Source organism: Prochlorococcus sp. MIT 1303 (genome assembly GCF_001631965.1).
GTDB lineage: Bacteria > Cyanobacteriota > Cyanobacteriia > PCC-6307 > Cyanobiaceae > Prochlorococcus > Prochlorococcus marinus_D.
Genome location: NZ_LVHK01000037.1, coordinates 39,213 through 64,997 on the forward strand (window position 1 = coordinate 39,213; position 25,785 = coordinate 64,997).

The 25,785-nt window shown below is 48.3% G+C and carries 23 protein-coding genes; 14 read left to right on the top strand and 9 right to left on the bottom strand.

Annotation, left to right across the window (positions count from 1 at the left end):
* Window positions 1–141 precede the first annotated feature (141 nt).
* From pstB to pstC, 3 genes are all read right to left on the bottom strand, one after another.
* Entirely contained in the window at window positions 142–960 is an 819-nt protein-coding gene (gene pstB, locus PMIT1303_RS04245; protein ID WP_063397651.1) for a phosphate ABC transporter ATP-binding protein PstB, read from the bottom strand.
* A 68-nt stretch (window positions 961–1,028) separates the two neighbouring features.
* Window positions 1,029–1,949: a phosphate ABC transporter permease PstA gene (gene pstA, locus PMIT1303_RS04250; protein ID WP_063397652.1), complete on the bottom strand. Its 921-nt coding sequence runs from the start codon at window positions 1,947–1,949 to the stop codon at window positions 1,029–1,031.
* 1 nt (window position 1,950) lies between these two features.
* On the bottom strand, window positions 1,951–2,904 hold the full coding sequence (pstC, locus tag PMIT1303_RS04255; RefSeq protein WP_011130080.1) for a phosphate ABC transporter permease subunit PstC: 954 nt from the start codon (window positions 2,902–2,904) through the stop codon (window positions 1,951–1,953).
* A gap of 147 nt (window positions 2,905–3,051) precedes the next feature.
* Here pstC and dnaK point away from each other — a divergent pair, with 147 nt between their 5' ends.
* The 5 genes from dnaK to PMIT1303_RS04280 all read left to right on the top strand — a co-directional run bounded on the left by dnaK (window position 3,052) and on the right by PMIT1303_RS04280 (window position 8,047).
* Window positions 3,052–5,046 carry a molecular chaperone DnaK gene (gene dnaK / locus PMIT1303_RS04260; protein ID WP_063397653.1) on the top strand — a complete coding sequence of 665 codons (1,995 nt, stop codon included), beginning with the start codon at window positions 3,052–3,054 and terminating at the stop codon, window positions 5,044–5,046.
* Window positions 5,030–5,932, top strand: a complete 903-nt coding sequence (locus PMIT1303_RS04265; RefSeq protein WP_063397654.1) for a DnaJ domain-containing protein — start codon at window positions 5,030–5,032, stop codon at window positions 5,930–5,932. The genes dnaK and PMIT1303_RS04265 overlap by 17 nt, the downstream gene beginning before the upstream one ends.
* Window positions 5,933–5,983: 51 nt before the next feature.
* A complete protein-coding gene (locus PMIT1303_RS04270) occupies window positions 5,984–6,394 on the top strand; it encodes a DUF3110 domain-containing protein (protein WP_063397655.1) in 411 nt (136 codons plus the stop codon).
* Window positions 6,395–6,396: 2 nt separating this feature from the next.
* Entirely contained in the window at window positions 6,397–7,347 is a 951-nt protein-coding gene (murQ, locus tag PMIT1303_RS04275; RefSeq protein WP_063397656.1) for an N-acetylmuramic acid 6-phosphate etherase, read from the top strand.
* A 271-nt stretch (window positions 7,348–7,618) separates the two neighbouring features.
* Entirely contained in the window at window positions 7,619–8,047 is a 429-nt protein-coding gene (locus tag PMIT1303_RS04280) for a peptidylprolyl isomerase (protein ID WP_063397680.1), read from the top strand.
* A 19-nt stretch (window positions 8,048–8,066) separates the two neighbouring features.
* Here PMIT1303_RS04280 and ribBA read toward each other — a convergent pair whose 3' ends face one another.
* Entirely contained in the window at window positions 8,067–9,959 is a 1,893-nt protein-coding gene (ribBA, locus tag PMIT1303_RS04285) for a bifunctional 3,4-dihydroxy-2-butanone-4-phosphate synthase/GTP cyclohydrolase II (protein ID WP_231901313.1), read from the bottom strand.
* Here ribBA and argC point away from each other — a divergent pair.
* Window positions 9,840–10,946, top strand: coding sequence for an N-acetyl-gamma-glutamyl-phosphate reductase (gene argC, locus PMIT1303_RS04290; protein WP_063397657.1), 1,107 nt, complete (start codon window positions 9,840–9,842; stop codon window positions 10,944–10,946). The two genes, ribBA and argC, sit on opposite strands and share 120 nt — an antisense overlap.
* Here the strand turns inward: argC and purN are convergent.
* Entirely contained in the window at window positions 10,943–11,665 is a 723-nt protein-coding gene (gene purN / locus PMIT1303_RS04295; RefSeq protein ID WP_369818704.1) for a phosphoribosylglycinamide formyltransferase, read from the bottom strand. The two genes, argC and purN, sit on opposite strands and share 4 nt — an antisense overlap.
* A 236-nt stretch (window positions 11,666–11,901) precedes the next feature.
* Between purN and PMIT1303_RS04300 the strand changes: the two genes are divergently transcribed.
* Together PMIT1303_RS04300 and PMIT1303_RS04305 are read left to right on the top strand one after the other, a co-directional pair.
* Window positions 11,902–13,599: a PDZ domain-containing protein gene (locus tag PMIT1303_RS04300; RefSeq protein WP_063397682.1), complete on the top strand. Its 1,698-nt coding sequence runs from the start codon at window positions 11,902–11,904 to the stop codon at window positions 13,597–13,599.
* Window positions 13,581–14,519: an N-acetylmuramoyl-L-alanine amidase gene (locus PMIT1303_RS04305; protein ID WP_063397659.1), complete on the top strand. Its 939-nt coding sequence runs from the start codon at window positions 13,581–13,583 to the stop codon at window positions 14,517–14,519. Before PMIT1303_RS04300 ends, PMIT1303_RS04305 begins: the two co-directional genes overlap by 19 nt.
* On the opposite strand, the gene PMIT1303_RS04310 is transcribed toward PMIT1303_RS04305, so the two are convergent.
* Window positions 14,511–15,323 (bottom strand): hypothetical protein, encoded by an 813-nt coding sequence (locus PMIT1303_RS04310; RefSeq protein WP_063397660.1) that lies wholly within the window; start codon window positions 15,321–15,323, stop codon window positions 14,511–14,513. The genes PMIT1303_RS04305 and PMIT1303_RS04310 overlap by 9 nt on opposite strands.
* Before the next feature lie 87 nt (window positions 15,324–15,410).
* On the opposite strand from PMIT1303_RS04310, the gene PMIT1303_RS04315 reads away from it, so the two are divergent.
* On the top strand, window positions 15,411–17,009 hold the full coding sequence (locus tag PMIT1303_RS04315; protein ID WP_063397683.1) for a glucose-6-phosphate isomerase: 1,599 nt from the start codon (window positions 15,411–15,413) through the stop codon (window positions 17,007–17,009).
* A gap of 6 nt (window positions 17,010–17,015) precedes the next feature.
* Here the strand turns inward: PMIT1303_RS04315 and leuS are convergent, their stop codons facing one another.
* Both leuS and PMIT1303_RS04325 read right to left on the bottom strand, forming a co-directional pair.
* Window positions 17,016–19,652, bottom strand: a complete 2,637-nt coding sequence (gene leuS / locus PMIT1303_RS04320) for a leucine--tRNA ligase (protein ID WP_063397661.1) — start codon at window positions 19,650–19,652, stop codon at window positions 17,016–17,018.
* Window positions 19,653–19,709: 57 nt separating this feature from the next.
* Window positions 19,710–19,931: a hypothetical protein gene (locus PMIT1303_RS04325; RefSeq protein WP_063397662.1), complete on the bottom strand. Its 222-nt coding sequence runs from the start codon at window positions 19,929–19,931 to the stop codon at window positions 19,710–19,712.
* 26 nt (window positions 19,932–19,957) lie between these two features.
* Between PMIT1303_RS04325 and dapF the strand changes: the two genes are divergently transcribed.
* The 5 genes from dapF (at window position 19,958) to PMIT1303_RS04350 (ending at window position 24,878) form a co-directional block, all read left to right on the top strand.
* The gene (gene dapF / locus PMIT1303_RS04330; RefSeq protein ID WP_369818703.1) at window positions 19,958–20,860 is read left to right on the top strand and encodes a diaminopimelate epimerase; all 903 of its coding nucleotides are present in this window, start codon (window positions 19,958–19,960) and stop codon (window positions 20,858–20,860) included.
* Between the two features lie 191 nt (window positions 20,861–21,051).
* Window positions 21,052–22,251 (top strand): cysteine desulfurase family protein, encoded by a 1,200-nt coding sequence (locus tag PMIT1303_RS04335; protein ID WP_063397664.1) that lies wholly within the window; start codon window positions 21,052–21,054, stop codon window positions 22,249–22,251.
* A 37-nt stretch (window positions 22,252–22,288) separates the two neighbouring features.
* Window positions 22,289–22,924, top strand: coding sequence for a DUF1995 family protein (locus PMIT1303_RS04340; protein ID WP_074159200.1), 636 nt, complete (start codon window positions 22,289–22,291; stop codon window positions 22,922–22,924).
* Window positions 22,925–23,046: 122 nt separating this feature from the next.
* On the top strand, window positions 23,047–23,562 hold the full coding sequence (locus PMIT1303_RS04345; protein ID WP_063397665.1) for a DUF4330 domain-containing protein: 516 nt from the start codon (window positions 23,047–23,049) through the stop codon (window positions 23,560–23,562).
* Window positions 23,559–24,878: a D-alanyl-D-alanine carboxypeptidase/D-alanyl-D-alanine-endopeptidase gene (locus tag PMIT1303_RS04350; protein WP_063397666.1), complete on the top strand. Its 1,320-nt coding sequence runs from the start codon at window positions 23,559–23,561 to the stop codon at window positions 24,876–24,878. The genes PMIT1303_RS04345 and PMIT1303_RS04350 overlap by 4 nt, the downstream gene beginning before the upstream one ends.
* Here the strand turns inward: PMIT1303_RS04350 and PMIT1303_RS04355 are convergent.
* Window positions 24,841–25,776, bottom strand: coding sequence for a hypothetical protein (locus tag PMIT1303_RS04355; protein WP_063397685.1), 936 nt, complete (start codon window positions 25,774–25,776; stop codon window positions 24,841–24,843). The two genes, PMIT1303_RS04350 and PMIT1303_RS04355, sit on opposite strands and share 38 nt — an antisense overlap.
* Between the last annotated feature and the right edge of the window lie 9 nt (window positions 25,777–25,785).

A 25,785-nucleotide genomic window follows, 5' to 3' on the forward strand; every position in this document is an offset into this window, starting at 1 on the left:
TCATCCGTCTGATGCCGTCTCGTAGTGTCTGACTAGTTTTTAGGTTTTAATTTTATCTGCTTCTAGAGATTAGTTGATAACTATTACTCGCCACTTCAAAGCAACTATAAACTTTGTATCTTTAAAAATACCATCACACCTTCAACCAAAGCGGCCGGAAATATAATTCTGAGTAGCTTCCTGAGCAGGTGAATGGAAGATTTTTTCTGTTTCATTGAACTCAACAAGATAACCAACTTTTCCTGATCCACCCTCTTGTGCCTCAGCATTGAAGAAAGCTGTAAAATCACTAACTCGAACAGCCTGTTGCATATTATGAGTGACGATTACAATGGTAAATCTATTTTTTAACTCATGCATTGTCTCTTCAATTTTAAGTGTAGAAATAGGATCAAGAGCTGAACAGGGTTCATCCATTAAAATGACTTCTGGTTCAATAGCGATTGTTCGTGCTATGCATAGCCTTTGTTGTTGGCCACCCGATAGAGAGCAGCCACTCTCCTTAAGCTTATCCTTGCATTCATCCCATACAGCTGCTTGACGAAGTGAGCGCTCAACAAGCTCATTCATATCACCTTTATATCCATTAATTCTTGCTCCAAATGCAATATTTTCATAGATACTTTTAGGGAATGGATTGGGTTGCTGAAATACCATTCCGATGCGTCTGCGAACCTCGACTGGATCGATATTTGGGGAATATAAGTCGTCTCCATCAAACATCACTCGACCTGTAAGAGAACATCCTTCTATTAAGTCATTCATGCGATTTAGAGATCGCAGAATTGTTGATTTACCACATCCAGAGGGTCCGATTAAAGCTGTAATTTTGCCGCGGGGTATCTCGCAGTAAACATGTCTTACAGCTTCAAATTCATTGTAACTTATAGTGACGTTCTGAAGTGATATGCAGGGATCAGTTGAAATCTGCTTTGGCCGTGGAGAGGAAGTGGCTGTCATGGATCAGCGCGCGATTAATAATGAAGGCAATTCAGTCGTCAAGGTAGAAATAGTCTTGTGTAAGTGACTCATTTTGAGGTTAAGTGGCCAATCCAGCGTGAAAGGATATTCATCGCGAGAATGAATACTACAAGAATAAATGAAGCTGCCCAAGCCAATTCATTCTGGACTTGATAGGGTTGAGTTGAAAAATTATAAATTAAAACCGAAAGTGTCGCAATTGGATTGAAGAAAGCATCTGAACCACTAGGCCAAAAATATGAAAAGAGTGCTGTAAAAATCAATGGTGCTGTTTCACCAGCTGCTCGAGCAACTGAAAGAACGACTCCTGTAGCGATTGGAGTAAATGCCATTGGCAATGTGATGTGGGTAATGGTTACAAATTTAGAGGCGCCTACTCCAAGTGCACCTTTGCGTAGATTGTCTGGTACCAGTTTTAGTCCTTCATCAGTGGTTTTTATCACTGTTGGCAACATTAGGATTGAGAGTGCTACTCCGCCAGCTATGGCACTGTATGAACTACCAAGAATGACCCGTGAAGAGACAATTATATCGTAGACAAAGACACCGGTGATGATAGAAGGAACACCTGAAAGAACATTGGTGCCAAACCGAATAAATCTAGAGAATGCTCCTTCACGTGCATATTCGGCTAGATAGATACCTCCACCAACTCCAACAGGTATAGCGATCATTCCGGCTATGCAAGTGACAATAATAGTTCCCAAGATGGCATTGCCAATGCCTCCACCATCGAGTCCTGGGGGAGGCGGAAGCATAGTAAAAAGAGAGATACTTAATCTGGTTGCTCCTTTGAAAATTACATAGGCTAAGACAAGAATTAGTGGTAGAATGGCTACAAATGAAAACAATCCCGATAATAGTGTAAAAATTGCATTAATTCTATTTCGTCTTAAGCGGGGCTTGTAGTAAAGATTGGAGGACAAATCCCCTCTTATTGAAGTTGCTTCGCTAGTGATTGATTTCATGTTAGTACTTAAGACTTAGTCGTTTGACCATCCATTGTGAAACGATATTTACCGCAAGCGTTATCACCATAAGAATAAATGCAGCATAATAAAGTGATGAGACCTGAGTTCCATCTGCTTCTCCAAACTGATTGGCTAGCATCGCAGCGATTGTGTTGCCTGGGCCAAGCAATGACCAGCTAAAATTATTGGAATTTCCTATAATCATTGTTACTGCCATTGTTTCACCCATCGCTCTTCCCAGAGCGAGTAGTACGCCTCCAGCAATGCCCGAAATTGCTGCTGGTAGAATGACATTAATGATCGTGCTCCAGCGGGTTGCTCCAACCCCATAAGCTGCTTGACGCAGGCTAATTGGTACTTGATTGAGTGAATCTCTCGAAATAGCTGTAATAATAGGCAGTATCATCACAACAAGGATCAGGATCGCTGGGGTCATTCCAGGCCCCATTGGCTGAGTACTAAAAAAAGGAATCCAGCCAAAATATATATACAGGAAAGATAGCAAGGGTCTTAGGAACGGCTCCATTACAAAGATTGCCCATAGGCCAAGTACCACAGATGGAATGGCCGCTAGTAGTTCAATCATTACTCCAATGATGTTTTTAGCTCTTGTAGGTATGAAGCTTTCGGTTATAAAAATTGCTGTTCCAACACCTAGGGGTATAGCAATTAATAGTGAAAGCAATGAGGTTACCGCTGTTCCATAGATGGCGGTTAACACTCCGTACTCATCATCAACAGGGTTCCAATTTGATGTCACTAGAAATTTCCACCCGTAGCGCCCCATCGACTCAAGTGACCCCCAAAAGACAACGATCAGGATCGCTACAAGTATCAGTGCAACCATCGATGCCATTGATATGGCGATAGTTCTAAAGCTGCTGTCGACGAATTTTTCATAAGCTGGACGTCTTCTGAGCACGTACAGCTCCTTCTGCACACCAGTTGGCATACCACTGCAATACAGACATAAGAAACCTAATCCTGAGAGGGGTGCTTTTGCATTAACAGGCCATTAACAGTCCGCCATCCACATTGCTAAAAAGGCTTGGTTTAGGGTGCTTTTCGCCGTTACCTTGGAGCTTCAGTAAACGCGGCCATGGGGCGGATTGTTGGCATAGACCTAGGGACAACAAACTCCGTTGTGGCGGTACTTGAGGCTGGTCGCCCTCAAGTGATCGCTAATGCGGAGGGCAGTCGCACCACACCCTCAGTGGTGGGTTACAGCAAAGATGCAGAGCTACTTGTCGGTCAGTTGGCACGTCGCCAGTTGGTGCTCAATCCAAGAAATACCTTTGCCAATCTCAAGCGCTTCGTTGGACGAGGCTGGGATGAAATGGAGGACAGCAGTCTCTCTGTTCCATACACCGTCCGGGCCAATGAACAGGGGAACGTGCGTGTCTCCTGTCAAGTAACGGAGCGTGAATATGCACCCGAAGAACTTGTGGCCAGCATCATTCGCAAGCTTGTGGATGATGCGGCGACATATCTAGGAGAGCCTGTTGAGGCTGCTGTAGTGACAGTACCTGCCTATTTCAATGATGCCCAACGTCAGGCAACTCGTGACGCCGGCAGGCTCGCTGGAATCACAGTGGAACGGATCCTCAACGAACCCACTGCTGCTGCATTGGCCTATGGCTTTGATCGCAGTGCCGCACGCCGTGTTCTTGTCTTCGATTTGGGTGGCGGGACGTTTGATGTCTCACTGATGCGTGTCGCTAATGGTGTTTTTGATGTCAAGGCCACTTGTGGTGATACACAACTAGGGGGCAATGATTTTGATCAACGCATTGTTGATTGGCTCGCTGAAGCTTTTAAGACGAAGCATGGCCTCGATTTACGCCGTGATCGCCAGGCACTGCAACGCTTGATTGAAGCAGCAGAAAAAGCGAAGCAGGAACTCTCTGGTGTGCTTAGTACTCCGATTTCTTTGCCTTTTATCGCAACGGGGCCTGATGGCCCTCTTCATATCGAGACCAGCCTTGATCGCCCCACTTTTGAGGGCCTTTGCCCCGACCTTCTCGACCGTCTTCTGAATCCTGTGCAGACAGCTCTGCGTGATTCTGGCTGGTCTGCTGATGATGTTGATGATGTTGTGCTTGTTGGGGGTGGCACCAGAATGCCGATGGTTCAGCAATTGCTGCGAACTCTCGTTGCCAGTGAACCTTGCCAATCAGTCAACCCTGACGAAGTCGTTGCTGTTGGCGGAGCTGTTCAGGCCGGAATCCTCACCGGTGAGCTTCGAGATCTGATGCTCAACGATGTCACTCCCCTTTCACTAGGGCTTGAAACCGTTGGTGGGTTGATGAAAGTGCTGATCCCACGAAATACACCAATACCAGTGCGCCAATCCGACGTGTTCAGCACCTCAGAGGCCAACCAATCGTCTGTTGAAATTCATGTCTGGCAGGGTGAACGTCAGTTGGCAGCAGATAACAAGTCTTTGGGTCGCTTTCGCTTGTCTGGCATTCCACCTGCACCAAGAGGTGTTCCCCAGGTGCAGGTGGCCTTTGATATCGATGCCAATGGTCTCTTGCAAGTGAGTGCAACTGATCGCACCACAGGCCGCAAGCAATCTGTGAATATTCAGGGAGGTTCCACCCTTAACGAAGAGGAATTGCAAGCCTTGCTCGCCGAAGCTGAAGCGAAGGCAGGAGAAGATCGTCGTCGTCGTGCATCAATTGATCGTCGTAATGGTGCACTCACACTTGTTGGTCAAGCTGAACGAAGACTTCGCGATGCAGCATTGGAGCTCGGCCCCTATGGGGCTGAGCGGCAGCAGCGGGCTGTAGAGACAGCGATGCGCGATGTGCAAGACCTGCTTGAGCAGAACGATCTACAGGAACTTGAGCTTGCTGTTGCTTCACTTCAGGAAGCCCTTTTTGGCTTGAACCGACGCATTTCATCAGAACGGCGTACTGACGCCAATCCACTCCAGGGCATACGCAACACTCTTGGCTCGTTGAAAGATGAGCTCTTCTCTGATGATGACTGGGATGAAGATCCTTGGAATAGCCCTGCCCGGTCGTCCGACGGCCGACGCAGCTACAGGGGACGTGAGCTAAATCCCTGGGACGATGACTTCTACCGCTAAACCGGATTACTGGTCTTTGCTAGGTGTCTCTCCAGACAGTGACGCCTCCCAGCTCAAAAGGGCATTCCGTCGCGAAGCACGGCGATGGCATCCAGACCTCAATGGCAATGACAGCCACGCTGAGGAACGCTTCAAATTGGTTAATGAGGCCTATGCGGTTCTCAGTGATCCAAGACGTCGCGCTGCATGGCAGGGATCGATGTCGACAGAGCAAGCCATTGCTGATCCTTTCGCAGTTGGTTTTCCAACTTTCGATGAGTATCTCGAAGTGGTCCTCGGTTTGGAGCGCACAGATGAACAGCCTGTTGACGTTGCTGATCCTTTCCCCTCAGAACAAGTCGACTGGCCTGCGACGTCTCCACCACCACCTCCTCCTCCCGTACAGGCCAGTGATGATCTCGAGACGTTGGTCGAGTTGACCCCTGAGCAAGCCCTCTATGGAACTTCAGTGGATCTTGAGCTCGATGACGGCACTCTTGTAGAGGTTGATACACCGCCTTTGGCTGGCGATGGTTGGCGGTTACGTCTTGTGGGCGTAGCCCCTGGAGGACGTGACCACTTCCTTCAGTTACGGGTTCAAACAGAAGACAGACTGAGGATTGACGGACTTCGTGTGCTTTATCGCCTTGAGTTGTTTCCACCTGATGCAGCGCTTGGCTGTGCTGTGGATGTCCCAACTCTGTCTGGTCCTGTCACACTCCAAGTGCCTCCAGCATCATCAAGTGGTCGTTTATTGCGCCTTCGCGGACGGGGACTTGAGCTTGATGGACGCAGAGGCGATCAATTGGTTGAAATTGTGGTGGTTATTCCTGCTGAACTTGCTGAAGCCGAACGAGCCCTCTACCGACGACTTCAAGAATTGGCTCTTGATCCGGATAATCTATAAAGCTGAATTAGATAATCAAGTGAGAGATCCCATCGGTCTGGCCTGATCCACATGCGCGTGTTCGTCCTTCTCTATGACGCCGGTAAAGACAACGAGGGTATTCATTCCCTCGAACTTGCTGGTAAGACAGCTGTGCTGATGTTCGAAAACGCTGATGATGCCGAGCGTTATGCCGGTCTTCTTGAGGCTCAAGACTTTCCTTTACCGACTGTTGAAGAGATTGGCCGTGATGAGATGGAAGATTTCTGCCGCCAGGCCGGATATGAAGCTCGTTTTGTGGAGGTTGGCTTTATGCCAAAAACTGATGAGGAGCGTCTTTTATTTGCTCCACCAGAATCAAATCGAGATGTGAGTCACTGGCAGGATGAGGATCGTTCCGTTGCAGACGGCAATCGATTGGATCAGCATGTTGAATCAACAGATCTTGAAGAGATTCGCAAGCGGCTTGAAGGGTTGATTTAAACATGACCAATGTATTTGAAGACCTCAATTTGCATCCTTCAGATGATCGAGGGCATCTGTTGACTGAACAGGTCAATCCCAAAAGTGAATGCTTGGATCAACTAACCACAGAGTCTTTAGTGACACTCTTCTGCGAAGAGGACCGAGAGCCACAACGTGCCGTCGCAGCGGCTATACCTGAACTTATTGAGGCAGTTGAAGCGATTACGGACCGGCTTCGAAGCGGGGGCCGCCTTTTTTATTTGGGTGCTGGCACTTCAGGACGACTAGGAGTTCTTGACGCTGCAGAGTGCCCACCAACCTTTTGCAGCGATCCTGATCTTGTTCAGGGTGTTCTTGCAGGTGGGAGCGCAGCTTTGCTGAAAAGTTCCGAGGGACTCGAAGACATTGAACAGGCAGGGCAAAAGGATCTTCAGGAGCGTGACTTTAGCTCTGCTGATTGTCTTGTCGGTATTGCGGCCGGGGGAACGACTCCTTATGTCAAAGGAGGACTTGCCTACGCAAAGGAAATCAATGCTTTGGCGATTGCAATTTCATGTGTGCCTATAGAACAAGCTGAGTTGCCATGCAGCATTGATATTCGTCTTTTGACTGGCCCTGAATTACTCACAGGTTCCACGCGCTTGAAGGCCGGTACCGCAACAAAGATGGCTCTAAATATTCTATCAACCTGTGCGATGGTTCGTCTTGGCAAAGTCTTTGGAAATCGCATGGTTGATGTTGCTGCTACCAATATCAAGCTGATGGATCGTGCCTTGCGAATCCTGCATGATTTAGCTGATGTTGATCGAGATCGTGGAACTGAGCTGCTTCAAGCAAGCGATGGCTCTGTAAAAGTGGCTCTACTGATGCATACTTGCAGTTTAGATGCGCAGGCTGCCAAGAAACTCCTGATTGAGCAAAACAATCAATTGCGAACAGCTTTGGCGAGTTGTGGTAATTGCATTGCTTGATTTTAATTGAGTCTTCGCTAAAAGCAAGATAATAAGATCGTTCTACTCGGTAAGTTGAAGATGGCAATCAATAACAGATTCGAGGCGCATTGAATATCTTCACATGGCATAGATAGCTTCCCCATGAATCGTTCCATGCCTTGTTGAATGCTGTCAATATTTTAATTAACTCTATTGCTTTGATTTAATTAATATTTCTAGGAGATGTCGCGAAAGTTGGCTTCACTGACTAGACTATTTTTTTGAGCATCCAACTGTGACCAAGGCCCTGATGGACACTGATGCTGGTTTGATTGAGTTGGACCTCTTTGATGATGATGCTCCCAATACGGTGGCCAATTTCACAAAGCTGGTTAAAGAGGGTTTCTATGATGGTCTGTCTTTCCATCGTGTGATCGATGGTTTCATGGCACAGGGTGGCTGCCCAAATACACGTGAGGGAGCAAAGGGGATGCCTGGAACCGGTGGACCTGGCTATACGATTAATTGTGAAATAAATAGCAAAAAGCATCTCGCCGGTTCTCTTTCTATGGCTCATGCAGGAAAGAACACTGGTGGAAGTCAATTCTTTCTCGTCCATGATGCTCAGCCACATCTAGATGGTGTGCATACCGTTTTCGGTCAGGCTGCCAACATCGATGTGGTCTTAGCCTTAAAGAACGGCTCTAGGATCAATAAAGTAACCATTCAAGAGAATTGAAATATATAGTTGGTCTCTTTCACGACCAAAGGATCAGATTGGGAAAGCTAGAGGCATCCCAATCTTTTAGTGGGGAAAAATCATCTTTAAATAGTGTTGCCAATGACCGCTCTTCTCTCTTTAGATCCTGAGGAGGATGCATTGCTTGCTCAGCGCGGTCAGTACGCAGAAGACCAATCCTACGGCTCCCTGACCATTGAATCAATTCTTGAAGCAGTAACTCCAGCGATGCTTTTTTAAGTGGATTTGATGAAACCTCAGAAGAGGTTTTGACTCGTGGACATACACGCCATACAAAGAGGGGGCGATCCCATAGGGCAAGTAAACGGGGTGAGCTTTCTGCTATGAGCTCCAGTTCATTGTTTGTGGCCCAATCATGTGCACGGGTCCTCAGCTTAGCCAGCGTCTCTGCGTTCACCTCACCGTCCCAGGCAACTACAACAAAAGGTCCAACTTCTGGAGCTTGATGCTCTGATTTACCAACATCCATCAAGTGTCCAAGTTTTTCCCGCTTTACAGCTAAATAAGCGGCGTTGTGATCTCCAGGACAGATCACCAAGGGAACACGACTTTCGACTTGTAAGCCATATCCACCCAGTCCAGCAATTTTGCGTGGGTTATTTGTAAGTAGGCGTAAACGGTGAATGCCAAGGTCAGTGAGAATTTGAGCACCAACCCCGTAGTTGCGCAGATCTGCAGGGAAACCCAAACTTTCATTGGCTTCAACAGTGTCTAGACCACCATCCTGAAGGCTATAGGCCTTTAATTTGTTAATTAGACCAATGCCGCGACCTTCCTGGCGGAGATAAACAACTACGCCTTCACCTTCCTGTTCAATGCGAGCCAACGCTGCTTCAAGTTGGGGGCGACAATCGCAGCGCAGTGATCCAAAAGCATCTCCCGTAAGACATTCGGAGTGCATGCGTACTAAAACTGGTTCTTTCAGTTCTCGTGGATCGCCCTTGACTAGAGCAATGTGTTCTGATCCATCCAAACCATTTAAATAGCCGATTGCCTGAAAACTGCCAAAGAGACTTGGTAACTCGGCAGTGGCTTGACGGTATACAAAGCGTTCGTTCTCAAGACGGTAACGAATGAGATCGGCGATGTTGATGAGCTTTAGTCCCCAACGCCGCGCATAGTTTTGCAATTGCGGCAGTCTTGCCATTGATCCGTCTGAGTTTTGGATCTCGCAGATCACGCCAGCTGGAGCAAGTCCTGCCAGCTGTGACAAATCCACGGCGGATTCGGTATGCCCAGCTCTTTTGAGAACACCTCCTTGACTCGCTCTAAGTGGGAAAATATGTCCTGGGCGGCGCAGGTCTCTTGGACGAGTCTCCGGATGCAGTGCAACTTGAATCGTGCGCGCTCGATCCTCCGCTGAAATACCAGTAGAAACCCCTTTCTCAGGGCCTGCATCGATGCTCACGGTAAATGCCGTTTGGTTGGCATCTGTGTTGCGATCAACCATCAGTGGCAGGTCAAGTTGATCTAGGCGACTGCCTTGCATCGCAAGGCAGATCAGACCACGAGCCTCTGTTGCCATGAAATTGATTTGCTCAGGCGTAGCGAACTGAGCAGCACAAATCAGGTCGCCCTCGTTTTCTCTACGCTCATCATCAACAACCACAACGCATTCACCGTTTCGGATCGCGGCAAGTGCGTCAGAAATGTCGTCGAAGCGGATATCGACCGATTCAGCGGGTATAGGAAAAGTCCTCAGAGCCTTAGGGCTGATCGTACTGGGTTCATTATCGACACCAGTACGATCAGCCGGCGTCCGATGAAGGCAATGGAAAGTACCCATCGCTCTCCAGCCTCTGACATTTCTCAGGTTCGAGGCAGCCGAGTAGCGGTTATCGGCGCTACGGGCTACGGCGGTCTTCAAACCATCAGATTGCTTGAGGACCATCCTCAGCTCCATGTCACCTACCTGGGCGGCGAACGAAGTGCCGGCAGGCGATGGAGTGAGCTTTGCCCTTTTTTACCCATCCCTGATGATCCTGAAGTTCAATCTCCCGATCCTGACAAGATCGCTGAATTCGCCGATTACGCAGTCCTCAGCCTTCCCAATGGACTTGCCTGCCAGTTAGCACCGCAACTGCTGAAGCGCAATGTTCGGGTTGTAGACCTCTCTGCTGACTTTCGCTATCGCTCACTGGAACAATGGAAACAAGTTTATGTCCATGAAGCTCAAAACCTCAATCGAGATGATGTTCAGCTTTGTAGAGAGGCTGTTTATGGGTTACCTGAATGGAAGGGACCTGACATTGCAGTTGCAAATCTTGTAGCTGCACCAGGATGCTTCCCAACCGCAAGTCTGTTGCCCTTGCTGCCTTTTCTAAAACAGGGATTGATCGAAAACGATGGTTTGATTATCGATGCAAAGACTGGCACCTCTGGTGGAGGGCGGGTGGCCAAAGAACAATTTCTTCTGTCAGAGGCCTCGGAGTCGATCATGCCTTATGGCGTGGTTGGGCATCGACATACATCAGAAATCGAACAACTTGCTAGTGAGGTTGCCGGACAACCGATTGAGCTTCAGTTCACACCCCATCTCATACCGATGGTGCGTGGACTGCTTGCGACGGTTTATGGACGCTTGAGAGATCCTGGATTGACCGCTGAGGACTGCACAACTGTGCTTAAAGCGGTCTATCGACATCATCCCTGCATCGATGTTCTTCCTGTGGGAACGTATCCAGCGACTAAGTGGGTGAAGTACTCCAACAAAGCTGTTCTTTCTGTTCAGGTCGACAACCGCAACAGCCGGCTTGTCTTGATGAGCGCTGTCGACAACCTGATTAAAGGACAAGCTGGTCAAGGGGTTCAATGTCTAAACCTGATGGCTGGATTGCCACCAACCACAGGGATGTCTTTACTAACCTTCTACCCTTAATTTTGAGCTTCGTTTCTCCAATTCTGGCCTGCAAGAGCAACAGATAGTGGAAGCAGTTGATGCTCCATGCGCTGGATCCTTTCGCTGAGGCTCTGATGGTCGTCTGAGCTCAAGACTGGAACTGCAGCTTGCGCAAGCACCGGACCGTCATCTACTTGAGGTGTAACCAGGTGAACGGAACAACCACTAATAGGAACTCTCGCTTTTAGTGCTTGCCCAACTGCATCTAAACCGCGAAAGCTAGGTAGCAGAGATGGGTGAATATTAATAAGGCGATTCGGGAAAGCAGTAATCAGGACTGGGGTGACGATTCGCATCCAGCCGGCCATCACCACGCCTTCTACAGCATGGTTGGTGAATGTCTTTACCAAGACCTTATCCAGTTCTTCTCGACTACTAAATTCACGATGATCGTGGATGACACACGGCACACCTAGTCGTTGAGCTCGACGACGTGCTTCACAATTAGGGTTGTTAACTATCAATATGGAAATAGAAGCATCAAGTTGAGAATTTTGAATGGCTTTAACCAGGGCTTCAAAATTGCTGCCATTCCCTGATGCCATCACGCCAAGGTTTAAGCGAGGGTTGAATTTTGGGCTGGCCTGGGGGGGGGGCCAGATCAGCGATCGCTTCACATCCTTTTCATAGCAACTGTTCTGACGAGGATGCGAAGAAGCGCTGGTCAGACAATTCTCCTTTTTATCTAAGTTGTTCATCTTGTTGACGATCGAGAAGACCAGCTGCATGCTCTAAGCACATCCAATTAACAACCTAATTCCTATATTCAGCCTCCAATTGGAACCCCTTCTGCGATCCATGATTTTTTTTTGACAAAGTCAAGCATGCAGATGGCTCAAGGCCATGATCCAGAACATCTTCCGTCAAGATACCCTTTACGACGACCATTACAGTTGTTGCATAACGTCTGAGCTTGTTTTTGAGGTTGAGTGAGGTGGTCGAGGTTGTTGAAGTCCATCTTGATCTGTGTGACAAGGCAAGTCAGACCTTTAAGGTCAGCCTGAAATGGAAGCCAAGAACACATCGTCAGAGCTGGTCTCTGCCGATATGGACCCCAGGCTCATACACCATTAGAGACCATGTTCAGCATCTCCACAGTCTGAGCCTTTCTCAACCCTCAAATGATTGTCAAGTGCAACGGATCGGTCCAAGTGGTTGGAAGGCTGATCTAGACACTCTTGATCTTGTCACCCTTGGCTATGTCATTGAGGCTCGACAGCTCACTGTGCGGACCTGCTACTTAGATCCGGAGTTTGCATCCCTTTGTCTTGCGGCTGCTGTGATGGAAATCGATGGTCAGCGTTGGACTCCTCATTGCCTCACCCTTGCCCTACCAGCGGGTTGGAATGCCTACGTTCCTCTAGCTGGAGAGGAAACTCTCTGGGCTAAGGATTTTGATCATCTTGTCGATGCTCCTGTTCATGCTGGCTGTTTCGTTTCTCAGCCCTTTGTTGTCAAAAAAAATTCTCATCAACTTCTCTGCATAGGCGATCCTCCTATGGGATGGCCGGCAAACCTTGTAAATGATGTGAGCGCTGTTTGTAAAGCTACCTGTTGTCTAATGGATGAACCTCCCCCAGCTGGAGATCTCTACCAATTAGTGATTCATATGTTAGAAACTGGTTATGGAGGTCTTGAGCATGATTATGGCGCAGTTTTGCATTATTCCTGGCGTGAATTAACTGAACCTGATGGTTATCGGAAGCTCCTACAATTGATAGGGCATGAGTATTTGCATCAATGGAATGTGAGACGTCTTCGACCCAGTGAATATCGACCTTATGATTATTCCCAAGCTGTAATTAGTGATGGACTTTGGTTCGCTGAAGGAATCACTAGCTACCTTGACCTCACCCTGCCATTCCTTGCTGGGTTGAGCGATCGCTCAGCATTACTAAAAGATTTATCTCTAGAGTTTTCACCACTATTAATCAACCCAGGTCGTCAATTACAGAGCTTGGCTGACAGTTCACGTGAAGCCTGGGTGAAATTATATAAAGCAACACCGGCTAGTGCCGATTCACAGGTCAGCTATTACAAGCTCGGTGCTGCGATGGCCTTTTGCCTGGATGTTCGCCTGCGTCAACAAAACTCGTCATTAACGCAAGTACTCCGTGACCTTTGGCGGAAGTTTGGTCGTAGTCATCGAGGCTATTCAAGGTTAGACATCAAAGCTGCCATCGCCAAGTTCGATCCCAATACTGCGAATGAGGTTGATGCATGGCTTGATCAACCTGACTCTCTCCCGTTGACTTCGATAGTTAAAGATCTTGGACTGAGGTTTGAAGAGAGATATTCAAACAAAAGAGAAACAGGGCTTACCTTAGTTGAACGAGAGGGTCTTGTTTTGGTGTCACGAGTTTCTCCGTCTAGTCCCGCCCATCATGCAGGTCTTGTCGTTGGAGATGAATTGCTTGCTGTCGGTGGATTTCGATTGCGTAAGGTCGATGATTTATGCAAACTTATCTCAAATGAAGAGCCTGTATCGATAATCTATTCAAGACGAGGACGACTTAGTGAAACTGAACTTTCGAGTGGTTTGCCCCAAGTTGATCACTGGGAGATTATTATTGATTCTGAGGCACCATCTGAGTTAAGCAATCTACGGGATCGATGGTTTCAGATTATTTAACCACTCTGGTTATGTCTATGAGCAGCAAAACTAAACGATTCCTAATTGTAGTCATGCTTACGCTTAGCGGTTTGACAATATTCATCTGGCATGCAAAGCAGAGTATTCGTGATAATCAGCCAAAATTAAGTCAAAGCCTACAAAGTCGTCTAGAACGACTTGGGCAATTCTCTGATGAATACAATCAGAAAACTAAAGACCTGCCATCAACAAGTCAACAAAAACCGCCGCGGGCAATATCATGGTCATCGCCACTTTCAAAACAATGTTCTGATATCGATCAAGGCCTTAAGAAAAGTCTTAAACGCCGTCAAGAGCAACTAGCAACTGAGCGTCATAATGTAGTCATTGATTCATCCAATTATGGTAAAAGATATCGCTGGGATCTTTATGGTCGTCGAATTGATCCAACACCTAGTGTCGTGATTCTGCATGAGACTACGGATTCGTATCATTCTGCACTCTATACATTTAAAGATTATCATCGGAAGGATGAAGATCAAGTTAGCTACCACACATTAATTACCCTGGATGGACGAATCATTGATGTTGTAGACCCAATTAATAGAGCTTATGGAGCAGGGAATTCTGCTTTTCTTGGTGAGTGGGTTGTGACAAATCCACGCTTCAACGGATCCGTCAATAACTTCGCTTTGCATGTCAGCCTAGAGACACCATGGGATGGTCGCAATGGCTATTTAAATCATAGTGGTTATAGCGAAAATCAATATGATTCTCTTGCTTTAGTCTTGGCAGACTGGATGGATCGTTTCAATATTCCCCCAGAAAATATCACTACTCATCAGCATGTTGATCTGGCAGGTGAGCGATCAGATCCCCGTAGTTTTGATTGGTCAAATCTACAGCGAAGACTGGCAGCGATTGGTTATCTTTGTGTAAGTAGCAGTCCCTCAGATTAAGGGCAGTTGGGCTGAAGAACGTTGGGAATAAATCAGACCATGTAGTTCAGGATCTTGCATATAACGAAGAATTCTTGCGGGATAGTCAAGCTTGCCATTATGGAGATAAGCCAGTGTAGCGATCGCCTTGGCATGTTTATAAGAGCGACTAGCTTGGATTAAGGCATTAGAAGGTAAGCCTAAGTCATCCTTTAGACGCGCAATCTTTCCTGCAAGTAACTCAATATTAGATTCTGGATTGAGGAGCAAGTTACGTGCACTTGAAATCTGTTCTGCCGTTGGATGCTGAGGCAAACGTTTTTGATGGATGAGTTCAGAGATGCCTAATTGGGCTGGCCCATGGGTCTTCACTAGACCGGAATGAGCCACAAAAGGGATGTCTTCGCCTGGTTTTGAATGCTGAATTTCATCAAAAAGGATCGCTGTGACCAGCATTGGGTTGATGCGGTATCGCTTGGACTCGCGCACGATCGCAGGTTTTAATCCATCCAGTCGATTGACTGTCTGAGCTCGCAGTGGCTGGAGGTGATCAATTCCTCGTGTGAACAACTGAGCTAAAGGCGTCTGAGGGCCATGGACCCCGAAACGCTTTTGAAGATATCTGAGCTCTTCTGCTGTGAAATCGGTTGGATCAAGGTGATTAACGGTTGCAATATTCAGCGGTGGTGCTTGCCGTGTATGGCTTGCATGCCGGCCATGATTCTCTGTCATGAGAACCAGGAAAAGCGAAGCCAGGACTACAAAGTTGGTTAGTCGAAGACCTCTTTTGAGCGTTTGTAGGAGTCTGAAAAGAGTCTTGATCATCGCGCGAGGTTAGCCTGAGTGTCTGAGAAAATGGGCAAGCGTTTTGATCGTGGATAGTTTCGAGCTGTGAGCGACGTGCATCAGCTGATGAGTTTCCCGGATTTCAGCGCCAGCGATGCCCAGGTTCAGTGGCATCGCTTTAACAATTTGCTTTGGTATCACAACGATCTTGGAATTTGGCTGGACATCAGCCGAATGCATATCAATGCAGAAGATTTTGAGCGGCTAGGGCCACGCTTTGATCAGGCTTTCAAGGCCATGAAGGCTTTGGAACAGGGATCTATCGCTAATGCTGATGAACAGCGGATGGTTGGCCACTACTGGCTGCGGCAGCCGCATCTGGCGCCTGATCAAGAGGTCCGTGATCACATTGCCAAAGAAATTGACCTGATTGAGACCTTTGGCAGCAATATCGTCAATGGCCTCATCAAAGCCCCCAATGGCAAACAGTTCACCGATGTGCTTTGGATCGGGATTGGAGGCAGTGGCCTAGGACCTTTATTAATGATTCGTGCTCTTCAGAATGCAGAGCAGGGATTGCGATTCCATTTTTTCGACAATGTGGATCCTGATGGCATGAGTCGCGTTCTTGCCAATCTTGGAGATGCCCTGAGCACGACTTTGGTTGTCACGGTAAGCAAATCTGGTGCGACTCCTGAACCACACCTCGGCATGGAGCAGGCTCGTCAACGTCTCGAAGAGATGGGAGGTCGTTGGGCGGGTCAGGCCGTTGCCGTGACGATGCTCAATAGCCAGTTAGATCAGCTTGCACAGAAGGAATCCTGGCTTAAGCGTTTTGACATGTTCGATTGGGTTGGCGGTAGAACAAGCATCACGAGTGCTGTTGGCCTTTTGCCGGCTGCATTGATTGGTTGTGATACCCGCGATTTTCTTGCTGGTGCTGCCCAAATGGATGAGGCCACACGTGTGTCTGATCTGCACAGCAACCCAGCAGCTTTGATGGCCGCTGCATGGTTTGTTGCAGGAGATGGGCTTGGACGTCGTGACATGGTTGTACTTCCATATAGAGATCGCCTTGAGGTCTTTAGTCGTTACCTGCAACAGCTGGTAATGGAGTCGCTAGGCAAGCGTCTAGATCGGGATGGCAATGTTGTTCATCAAGGCCTTGCTGTATATGGCAACAAAGGTTCAACTGATCAACATGCTTATGTGCAGCAATTACGCGATGGTGTTGACAATTTCTTCGCCACATTTATTGAGGTGCTTGAGGATGTTGAGAACATACCGGCGATCAACAATGAGCATCCAGGTGATTTTCTCGATGGCTTCCTGCAAGGCACTCGCGCAGCGCTCAGTCAGGGAGGTCGTCAGAGTCTCAGTATTTCGATGCGTCGATTTGATCCTCGTCGACTCGGCGCATTAGTTGCTTTGTTTGAGAGGGCAGTTGGTTTATATGGTGAACTTGTCAATATTAATGCGTATCACCAGCCTGGAGTGGAATCAGGTAAGAAAGCGGCCGCTGCCATCCTTAACTTGCAGTCTCGAGTTGAAGCCTTGCTTGCTGATGGTGTCGACCGTTCAGTTGGAGAAATCCATCAAGTGATTGGAGATGGGTCAGAAGAAGCCATCTTTTGGATCATGAGGCATTTAACTGCCAATAAGCGTGGTTACCTTGCAGAAGGTGATTGGGGAATTCCGACTTCACTACGTTTCAGTAAAGGCTGATCATTTCTATGGCACTAGGTTCACCAACTTACCTGGCACAATGATGATCCGTCTAGGCGGTTGACCATCTAACCATTTGACGGCGATGTCACTGTTTAAGGCCAATTCTTCTAATGTCTTTTTGTCTGCGTTAGCAGGAACCTGGATTGTTCCACGTACCTTCCCTTTGACTTGAATGACGAGGTCAATCGTTTCGAGTACTAGTGCGCTTGGGTCGATTACAGGCCAGGATTGTTGATGGATGCTTCCATGCCCATGAAGCTTCAGCCAGAACTCTTCTGCAAGGTGAGGAGCAAAGGGTGCCATTAATCGAACTAAAACTGAAAGAGCCTCTGCAGCCACTTCAGTACGAACCTTATCTAGTTTTCCACTCAAGGAGTTGGATAGCTTCATGAGTTCGGAGATGGCTGTATTTAATTGAATGTCACCACTTAAATCCTCAGTTATTGCTTCTATCGCCTTGTGAGTAGCTCTTCTCATGTTGATCTCTTCTTCACTGAGATCAGCTGAATCTATGATCAAGTTTGCCGAAGAGATGGAGGCATTGTCACCATCAGTCTTAGGCCATGCAAAACTATCAATCAGACGAATAAGTCGTTGCAGAAAACGAAATTGACCTTCAACATCTGCATCATCCCATTCCAGGTCTTTCTCTGGGGGCGCTTTAAAAAGTATGAACATTCTAGCGGTGTCGGCACCGTATCGATCAATTACAACGGCAGGATCAACGCCATTATATTTTGATTTAGACATCTTTTCAAACAGGACCTCTAGTGTGTCTCCAGACTCTGGGTCCCTCGGATCACTATCATCACTAACAAGCTCAGGAGAAATATAACTGCCATTTTTAGCATTGCGGTAGGTGAGCCCTTGAACCATGCCTTGAGTAAGTAATCGATTAAATGGTTCTTTGAAGCCAATCAGATTTCTATCGTGGAGTGCTTTGGTAAAAAAGCGTGCATATAGGAGATGGAGGATTGCATGTTCAATACCACCTACATATTGATCAACAGGCAACCATTGATCGACAATAGCTTTATCAAATGGACGTTGACTATTGAGTGGATCAGCAAAACGTAGGTAATACCATGAAGAACACATAAAGGTGTCCATCGTGTCTGTTTCCCTGTGAGCGTTTTCACCACAAATAGGACATTTTACCTCAACCCAATCCTGTTCTTGCGCTAAGGGGGACCCTCCTTTTCCTGAAAGATCTATGTCCCTAGGAAGGGTTACAGGTAGGTCCTCTTGCGGAACAGGAACGATCCCGCAGTTTGGACAGTGAATGATAGGGATCGGGCAACCCCAGTAGCGCTGACGAGAAATGAGCCAATCGCGCAAACGGTATTGCACTTTGCTTTGAGCCCAACCCTCAGAGGCTCCATGGGTTGTAATCGCAGCCTTCGCTTCCTCTGTGGAGAGACCATCAAAGACACCGGAATTTACAAGTACTCCGGCTCCGGTCCAGGCTTGTCCATCATTGTGATGCTCGTCTGTATCTGGCATCTGAACCACAATGCGTATCGGTAGTTCGTAGCTGCGAGCAAAGATGAAATCCCGCTCATCATGAGCGGGTACTCCCATAACGGCTCCTGAGCCATAGTCAGCCAATACGTAATCGGCAATCCAAACGGGTAGTGATTCACCATTGACTGGATTGATCACCTGTGCACCGATCGGGACCCCTCGTTTTGGTTGGTCCTCAGCGGTGCGATCCTTGACGCTGAGTTGGCTTATAAGGTCACAGAATGCAGTAACGGCAATACGTTGTTGCGGACTTGTTAGGGATTCCACCAAGGGGTGCTCAGGTGCCAAAACCACATAACTTGCACCGTGAAGTGTGTCTGGCCGTGTTGTGAAGACCGTGATGATTGAGTTGGCTACACCAGCGACTCTGAACTTGATCTCAGCACCATGAGAGCGACCAATCCAATTGGCTTGCATCGTGCGGACACGCTCGGGCCAACCAGTCAATTCATCAAGGTCATCAATTAACGCATCGGCATAGTCGGTGATTCGCAGGAACCATTGCTTGAGTTGTCGCTGTTCCACAAGAGCGCCTGACCGCCATGAACGACCCTCGCCATCGACTTGTTCATTAGCCAGAACAGTTTTGTCGACGGGATCCCAGTTGACTGTCGCTTCCTTCTGATAAGCCAATCCACCCGCAAAAAGTTCAAGGAACAACCACTGGGTCCAGCGGTAATAGTCCTGATGGCAAGTCGCCTGTTGCCGGTCCCAGTCAATCGACAAACCCAGTCGATCAAGCTGGGCCCTCATTTGGGCAATATTTTGGTCTGTCCAATCACCTGGATCTACGTTTCTGGCGATGGCTGCATTCTCAGCTGGCAAGCCAAAGGCATCCCATCCCATTGGGTGAAGTACCGCATCACCTCGCATGCGCTGCACCCTGGCAATCACATCGGTAATCACGTAATTGCGTACGTGGCCCATGTGCAGTTTCCCTGATGGATAAGGGAACATCGATAGGGCGTAAAAGCGTTTCTGGTTAGTTTCTGCGACTGGCGTTCGATCTAATCCTTGTCGTAACCACTCCTTTTGCCAACGCGTTTCAAGCTCAATAGGGTCATATCGAGCTGAGGATTGGCTGGAGGCAGACGTTGAAGGGAAAGACTCCGTCACGTACAAGTTTCACCAACTTTCGATCGTGCCATAACAAGATGACGCTAGGGAGTTGAGTTAGCCCAGTGGACGAATTATCAGTACAGCCCGACGGTTAATCAGTACAGGTTGACTCGTTCCAGGCCGTTCCAGGGCAAGGAATTCCGGGTCCTGCCAAAGCAAGCGGCCTTCCAATCGGAGCCCATCAGCTAATTCAAGACTGAGAGGGATCTCATCGCGCACCCAACTCTGAATCAGACGAATCCCTGGAAGGCTGGGATTGAGAGGGGGGGTCTCCATAGGATTGGGATCGTTACATGCTGGTTATGTTGCAGTTCAGCAAATATCAGGGACTCGGCAACGACTTCCTCCTGATTGATGGGCGTGAGGATCAGCTGACTCAACAAGTGATCAATCCTGATCCAGCCTGGGTACGAAAAATCTGTGATCGACACTTCGGGATTGGAGCTGATGGGCTGATTCTTGCTTTACCACCTAGGGCTGATGGTGATCTGAGAATGCAAATTTTCAATGCTGATGGCAGCCTGGCCGAGATGTGTGGCAATGGCATCCGTTGCTTAACACGTTTCTTGGCTGATATCGAAGGAGATTTGTGTGTTCAGCGGTGGAACATAGAAACCCTAGCAGGAATAATTTGTCCAATTTTGCGGGAAGATGGACAAATTTGCGTCGATATGGGATCTCCATTCTTAGATCCAGAATCGATACCTACCACTCTGACAATCGGTTCTGCTGGATTGCCCCAGGGCGAGTGCCACTTGGGTGGTACATCATTGCATGTTGCAGCAGTAGGAATGGGTAATCCCCACGTGATCGTGCCTGTTGAAGATCTTGAAAGTATTCCGTTTGAAAATTGGGGACAAAGACTTGAAAAACATCACGCCTTCCCAGCCAAGACAAATGTTCATTTCTTGAAGATACACAGCCCGAATCAACTTGAAATTCGCGTTTGGGAGCGTGGGTCGGGACCAACCCTGGCTTGTGGTACAGGAGCCTGTGCATCTCTTGTAGCAGCTTGTTTGCTAGGTCTTTCTGATGACCATGCGGAGGTTCTTTTACCAGGTGGTGTGTTGCAGATCAGTTGGCCAGGACGTAGGGGTTCTGTTTTTATGACGGGGCCCGCTGAACCTATCTTTGACGGGGTTTTAACACCTCTTCTCTCACCAAGTCATGCTGAGGTCTTGCCTCAAGATAATCAGATTATTTGAAGACATCGAATAGTCTACAAACATTTATAGCTCTTGAATTTATAGAGACTCCTATCTTGGATAAGATAATAGTCCTGAGGTTGATTCCCTTAAAACGGTGAATGATTGTTTAACTAGTATCTTGTTAGAGAGCTTGATCGCTCCTGCTTTTGATGCATTTGGGCATCACACTCGCATCGGTCTAGGAAAGGATGGACAGTTCTAGTTCGTGCCCATCTGAAATATATCTGGATGCTTGTGCAACGACTCCGCCTCGACCAGAGGTGATTCAACGCATCTTTGAAGTTCAGGAGAGTGCCTGGGGTAACCCCTCGAGTCTTCATGGCCCAGGCCTGATCGCTGCTGAATTACTTGAACGCAGTCGTCAGAAGATTGCCTCATGCCTAATGGCTAGCTCAACCGAGCTGGTCTTGACCTCGGGAGCTACAGAATCTATTCATTTAGGCCTTTTGGGCATGGCTCGTTCCATGCAGTCGGGCCGTCTAGTGATTTCAGCGGTAGAACATCCTGCTGTTTTTGCTGCAGCTCAGGTCCTCAAGCGTGAGGGCTGGGAGGTGTGTTACTGGCCTGTTGATCCACTAGGTCGCGTCAAACTTGAGGATCTAGATCTGATGCTTGCTCCGCCAACACGATTGGTCTCAATCATCTGGGGACAAAGTGAGGTCGGTACCATTCAACCGATTGAGACGATTGGCTTAGCTTGTAGGGAAAGGGGCATTGTTTTTCACACTGATGCCACTCAAGTTCTTAGTCAGGGACTACTGCATTGGGCTGATCTGCCAATAGACTTACTTAGCGCATCAGCACACAAGTTTCAGGGTCCTAAGGGAATTGGTTTGCTTCTATTAAGACCTGAATTGATAGATGTTTTACAACCTTTGCAGGGTGGTGGTGGCCAAGAACAGGGGCTTCGGGCTGGTACTGAATCTGTTGCCTTAGCAGCAGGGATGGCGATGGCCCTCGAACAATTGAAACTATCCAGGTCAGGGTGTGCTGATGTTGAGCTGGCCGATCAGATGAAAGTTCAACGAATGCGTGACGCGTTAAGAATCAACCTGCAGACCTTGCCTGGACTTCACTTCACCGGCGATCCAATCAATCGTTTGCCTCACCATATATCCATGCTTGTGGGATCAGGAGATGACCAGCCCATCTCTGGTAGAGCAGTTGTGCGAGAACTTTCACGACTTGGCGTGGCAACAAGTAGCGGTAGTGCCTGTATGGCAGGGCAACCTAAAAACAGTGCTGTCCTGGAGGCCATGCAGATCAAACCTGAGTGGCTTCAGTCAGGATTACGTTTCTCTCTGGGGTCATGGTTAGACGAAACACAGTTGGATCAGATCCCTGATCTTCTGGAGCAGGCCATGATTGCAGCAGCATCGCCAGAATGAGCCTTACTTCTAATCCTTAAATCATCCATCCCACCCTGTGATAAAAACTCTTCCCGCTGACCTCCTCGCTGCCGAGAACATGGTTTTGGAGGCTCTACAAACCTCTTTAAAGGATCAACCCCTGGGGCGATGGGAGGTGAATTTGAAGTTTGAGGGCTTGAAATTGATGCCCGTGGCTCTACGCCTGATGCAGAATCTGCAAGAAGATGGGTTTGAGATTGTTCTTGTTTGGCCTGATATGGGTGGTGCAGCGCTGGCTAAACACAATGCTCCTGAACTTGCTAATCAGATCTATTCAATCAATGATTTACTCGCTGAGAAGAATGTAAATGATGATGATCGTATCTTTTTGGTTGTTGCACCACAACCCAGCGATTATGAGCAGTTTGAACTCCTCTGCAACAAACATTCAGGTGCTGTTGTCATGCTGAACGGCCGTTTGGAAGATAGTGCTGTAGGAATTGGAGGCGTTGCTAGACAACGTAGACGAGGATTTTTATCTTTATGGCGTAAGGCCTATTGGCTTGAACCATTGGAGTCTGGTGCGTTGATGCGTTCGCACCCAGGCGAATGGATCTTGTTTCGTGCTGATGTTGATGGGTATCGAGAGACCACTTCCTTCGACCAGCGTCCAGATGCTGAAGCCATCGACGCTGCTCTTGTTGGCACTTAGTAGATCAAGCGGATATCAGGCAGACAACAGTAATCAGTTCATTGTTTGCATCGCTTGAGAGACCAATGGTTGACTTGATCAATCGGATCGGTCTCCGTATGGTGCAGCTCTGAAGAGTTTTTATGAGTCGCCCAACCCTTTTGAAACAATTCACCCCTATTGATGGGATTGCCGCAATCGTGGCACTCATCGCTCTGGGGGGTGTGTTGTGGAGTCCGAAGTTAAGTCATTCATTGGCCAGGGCGACAGGCCTCATGAGGCCTGTGCAGGTTTCTGTCGATGTTCGCAACGTGCCTACAGCTGAGCCCAATGCACTAATCGAAGCGGCCTTGGCCCAGGGCAGCACAAGTATCGTTATTCGCAATCAGCCTGCCGGTTCACTGAAACTTAAGGGCATCGAAGACCTCAGAAGCAAGCTCGTGGCGGTCCAGCCAGACGGCTCTGTCGTCATCGCAACAGATCCCAATTTGGCTGCCAACAGTATTCTTGATGCTCGCTTCATACTTGAAGGTGACGGCACAGTCTCCAAGACGGGAGTTGTGTTAGCTGGAACAAAACTCAAAATTGGCACACCAGTTGAGCTAGAGGGATCCAGCTATCGAATTAACGGAACCGTGAGTGGTGTCAGTTTTCAATGAAGATTATCCCTGCAAGTTTCCAGATCACTAAGAGAACCCATTCTCAATTGTTGATCCGAATTCTTGGAGCTGGGGGAATCCTGATCGGTTCTAATGTGAATGCAGCCCCAACTGTTCTTTCACCACCCCCTCCAGTTGCCGTCCAGGGCTGGCCTTCTCTTCAATCTGGGCGACTCTGCCCTTCCTTGCAAAGGAGTTTCAAATCCTTACTCGGCCAGGGCTCATCGGCATGGAGCGTGAGCGTCGTAGATCGTCACGGTCAGCTCCTTGCAGACATCAACGGAACTGTTGCCAAAGTTCCAGCCTCCAATCAGAAGTTGATTACAACGGCCTTTGCGCTCGATAAGCTCGGCCCTGATTTCAAGTTACGCACCCAACTATTGCGACGCCCTGATGGGGTACTTGAAATCAGTGGTGAAGGAGATCCTGATCTAGGTGTCACAGAGATACAACGCTTTGCGATGGCAGCTCTTGGTCAGGGTGGTTCGCGCACGTTTCGTTCACACGACGATCTCCAATTAATGATCCGTGAGGAGCCTCAACAACGCTGGTGGCCAAGTGATTGGCACCCAGCTGACCGCATTTATGCCTATGGAGCACCGATCACCCGTCTTGCACTAACAAGCAATGCACTTGATGTGGCTGTGACCAATCCAATTGGTCGTTTACAACGCTTGCTAGAGCGCGAAATACATCGGCAGGGGGGCAAAGCTCATTTAAGCCTTGTCAACCACGACCAGGTGAAGAAAAGTTCTGCCCAGTCCGTTCTTCTTCATGAGGAAGATTCCGCACCGATGCATGCCTTGGTGAGTCTTGCTAATGCGGAGAGCCATAACTTCACGGCAGAGGTGCTGCTTCGACACGCCGCAGAAAGCTGGGATGTGAGGCTTGCCTCCAGGGAGGCTATGCGCTGGATGCAACGACAGAATCTTCCTCTGACAGGGCTACGCATAGCCGACGGCAGCGGGCTCTCAAGGAACAACCGAATGAGCAGCCAAACTCTGGCGACTTTGTTGATGCGTATGGGACATCACCCTCTTGCTCCCTACTATCAAGCCTCAATGGCCATCGCAGGACAGCGTGGAACGTTGCGCAAACTGTTTAGAGGTACTTCCCTAGAAGGGAAATTCTGGGGAAAAACAGGCACTCTCAATGGAGTGCGTTCTATCTCAGGAATTCTTGAGACAGTAGATGGACCACGCTACGTGAGTGCAATAGCTAATGGCGCCAGCTCAGCAAATAGAACAATCGGCTTGTTGTTGAAGGCTACCCAACGCTTCAGCCCGTGTTCTTCATCGCTCTCAACTTCGAATTAGCTCTACGCCCCCGGTTGATCGGCACGGCCTTGTCTGTGTGTTGATCAGTTGAACCGCGACTTTCATGACTGCTGATGGTTTGGATTTTCACCAGCTCTTGGCGACCAGCAATGATGACTTGAGCGATTTCTTTGAGGCGCTGCTCAAGTTCTCCAAGGGTCTGTTCGGCATAACGGTTTGCACCGTCCTGGACACCAGCGGCTTCATGACGACTGCGCTGAATAAGTGACTCACATTGCTGGTGAGTTTGCTGCCTGAACTGAAGAGCATCGTTATGTAGCCGTTCAGCTTCGTTCTGAGCTTCCTTCTGGAGTCGTGATCCCTCTGATCTGATCTGATCTAGTTCTTGGATTGCTTGTTGACGGTTGCGTTCGTGCTGTTCGGTCAGCTGCCTCTTGATATCAATGGCTTCACGATCCAGTTGTTGTCTACGCTCCAGGGCCTCCTGCTCAAGTTGCTGACGACGGCTAGCGAACTGCTGCTCAAGCTGAGCAAGTTTCGACTGCATCTCATGTTCCAGCTGAGCAGATTGCTGCCTGGTTGCTTGTAGCAGCTGTTCGCATTGTTGGCGACTCTGATCACGAAGCTCGGCAACCTGTTTTTCCGCTTCTTGACGAATGGAAGCTGCATTGACTAACTGCTCGCGCTGTTGATTGGCCTGCTGAACAATCTCTTCTGCTTGTTTTCGAGCAGTTGTGATGAAATCATCACGTTTTTGGAGCAACTGATCGGCCTGGTTCACTTGCCCAGGAAGGGTCTCTCGAACGGCATCAAGCACTTCGACCGCTTCCTGTTCATTCACTAGGCGAGAGCCACTAAAGGGAATACGGCTGCCTTCCAGAACTATCTCTTCGAGTTGGTCGAGCTGTTCGAGAACGGTGAACCTAGGCTCGCTCATCACAATTTT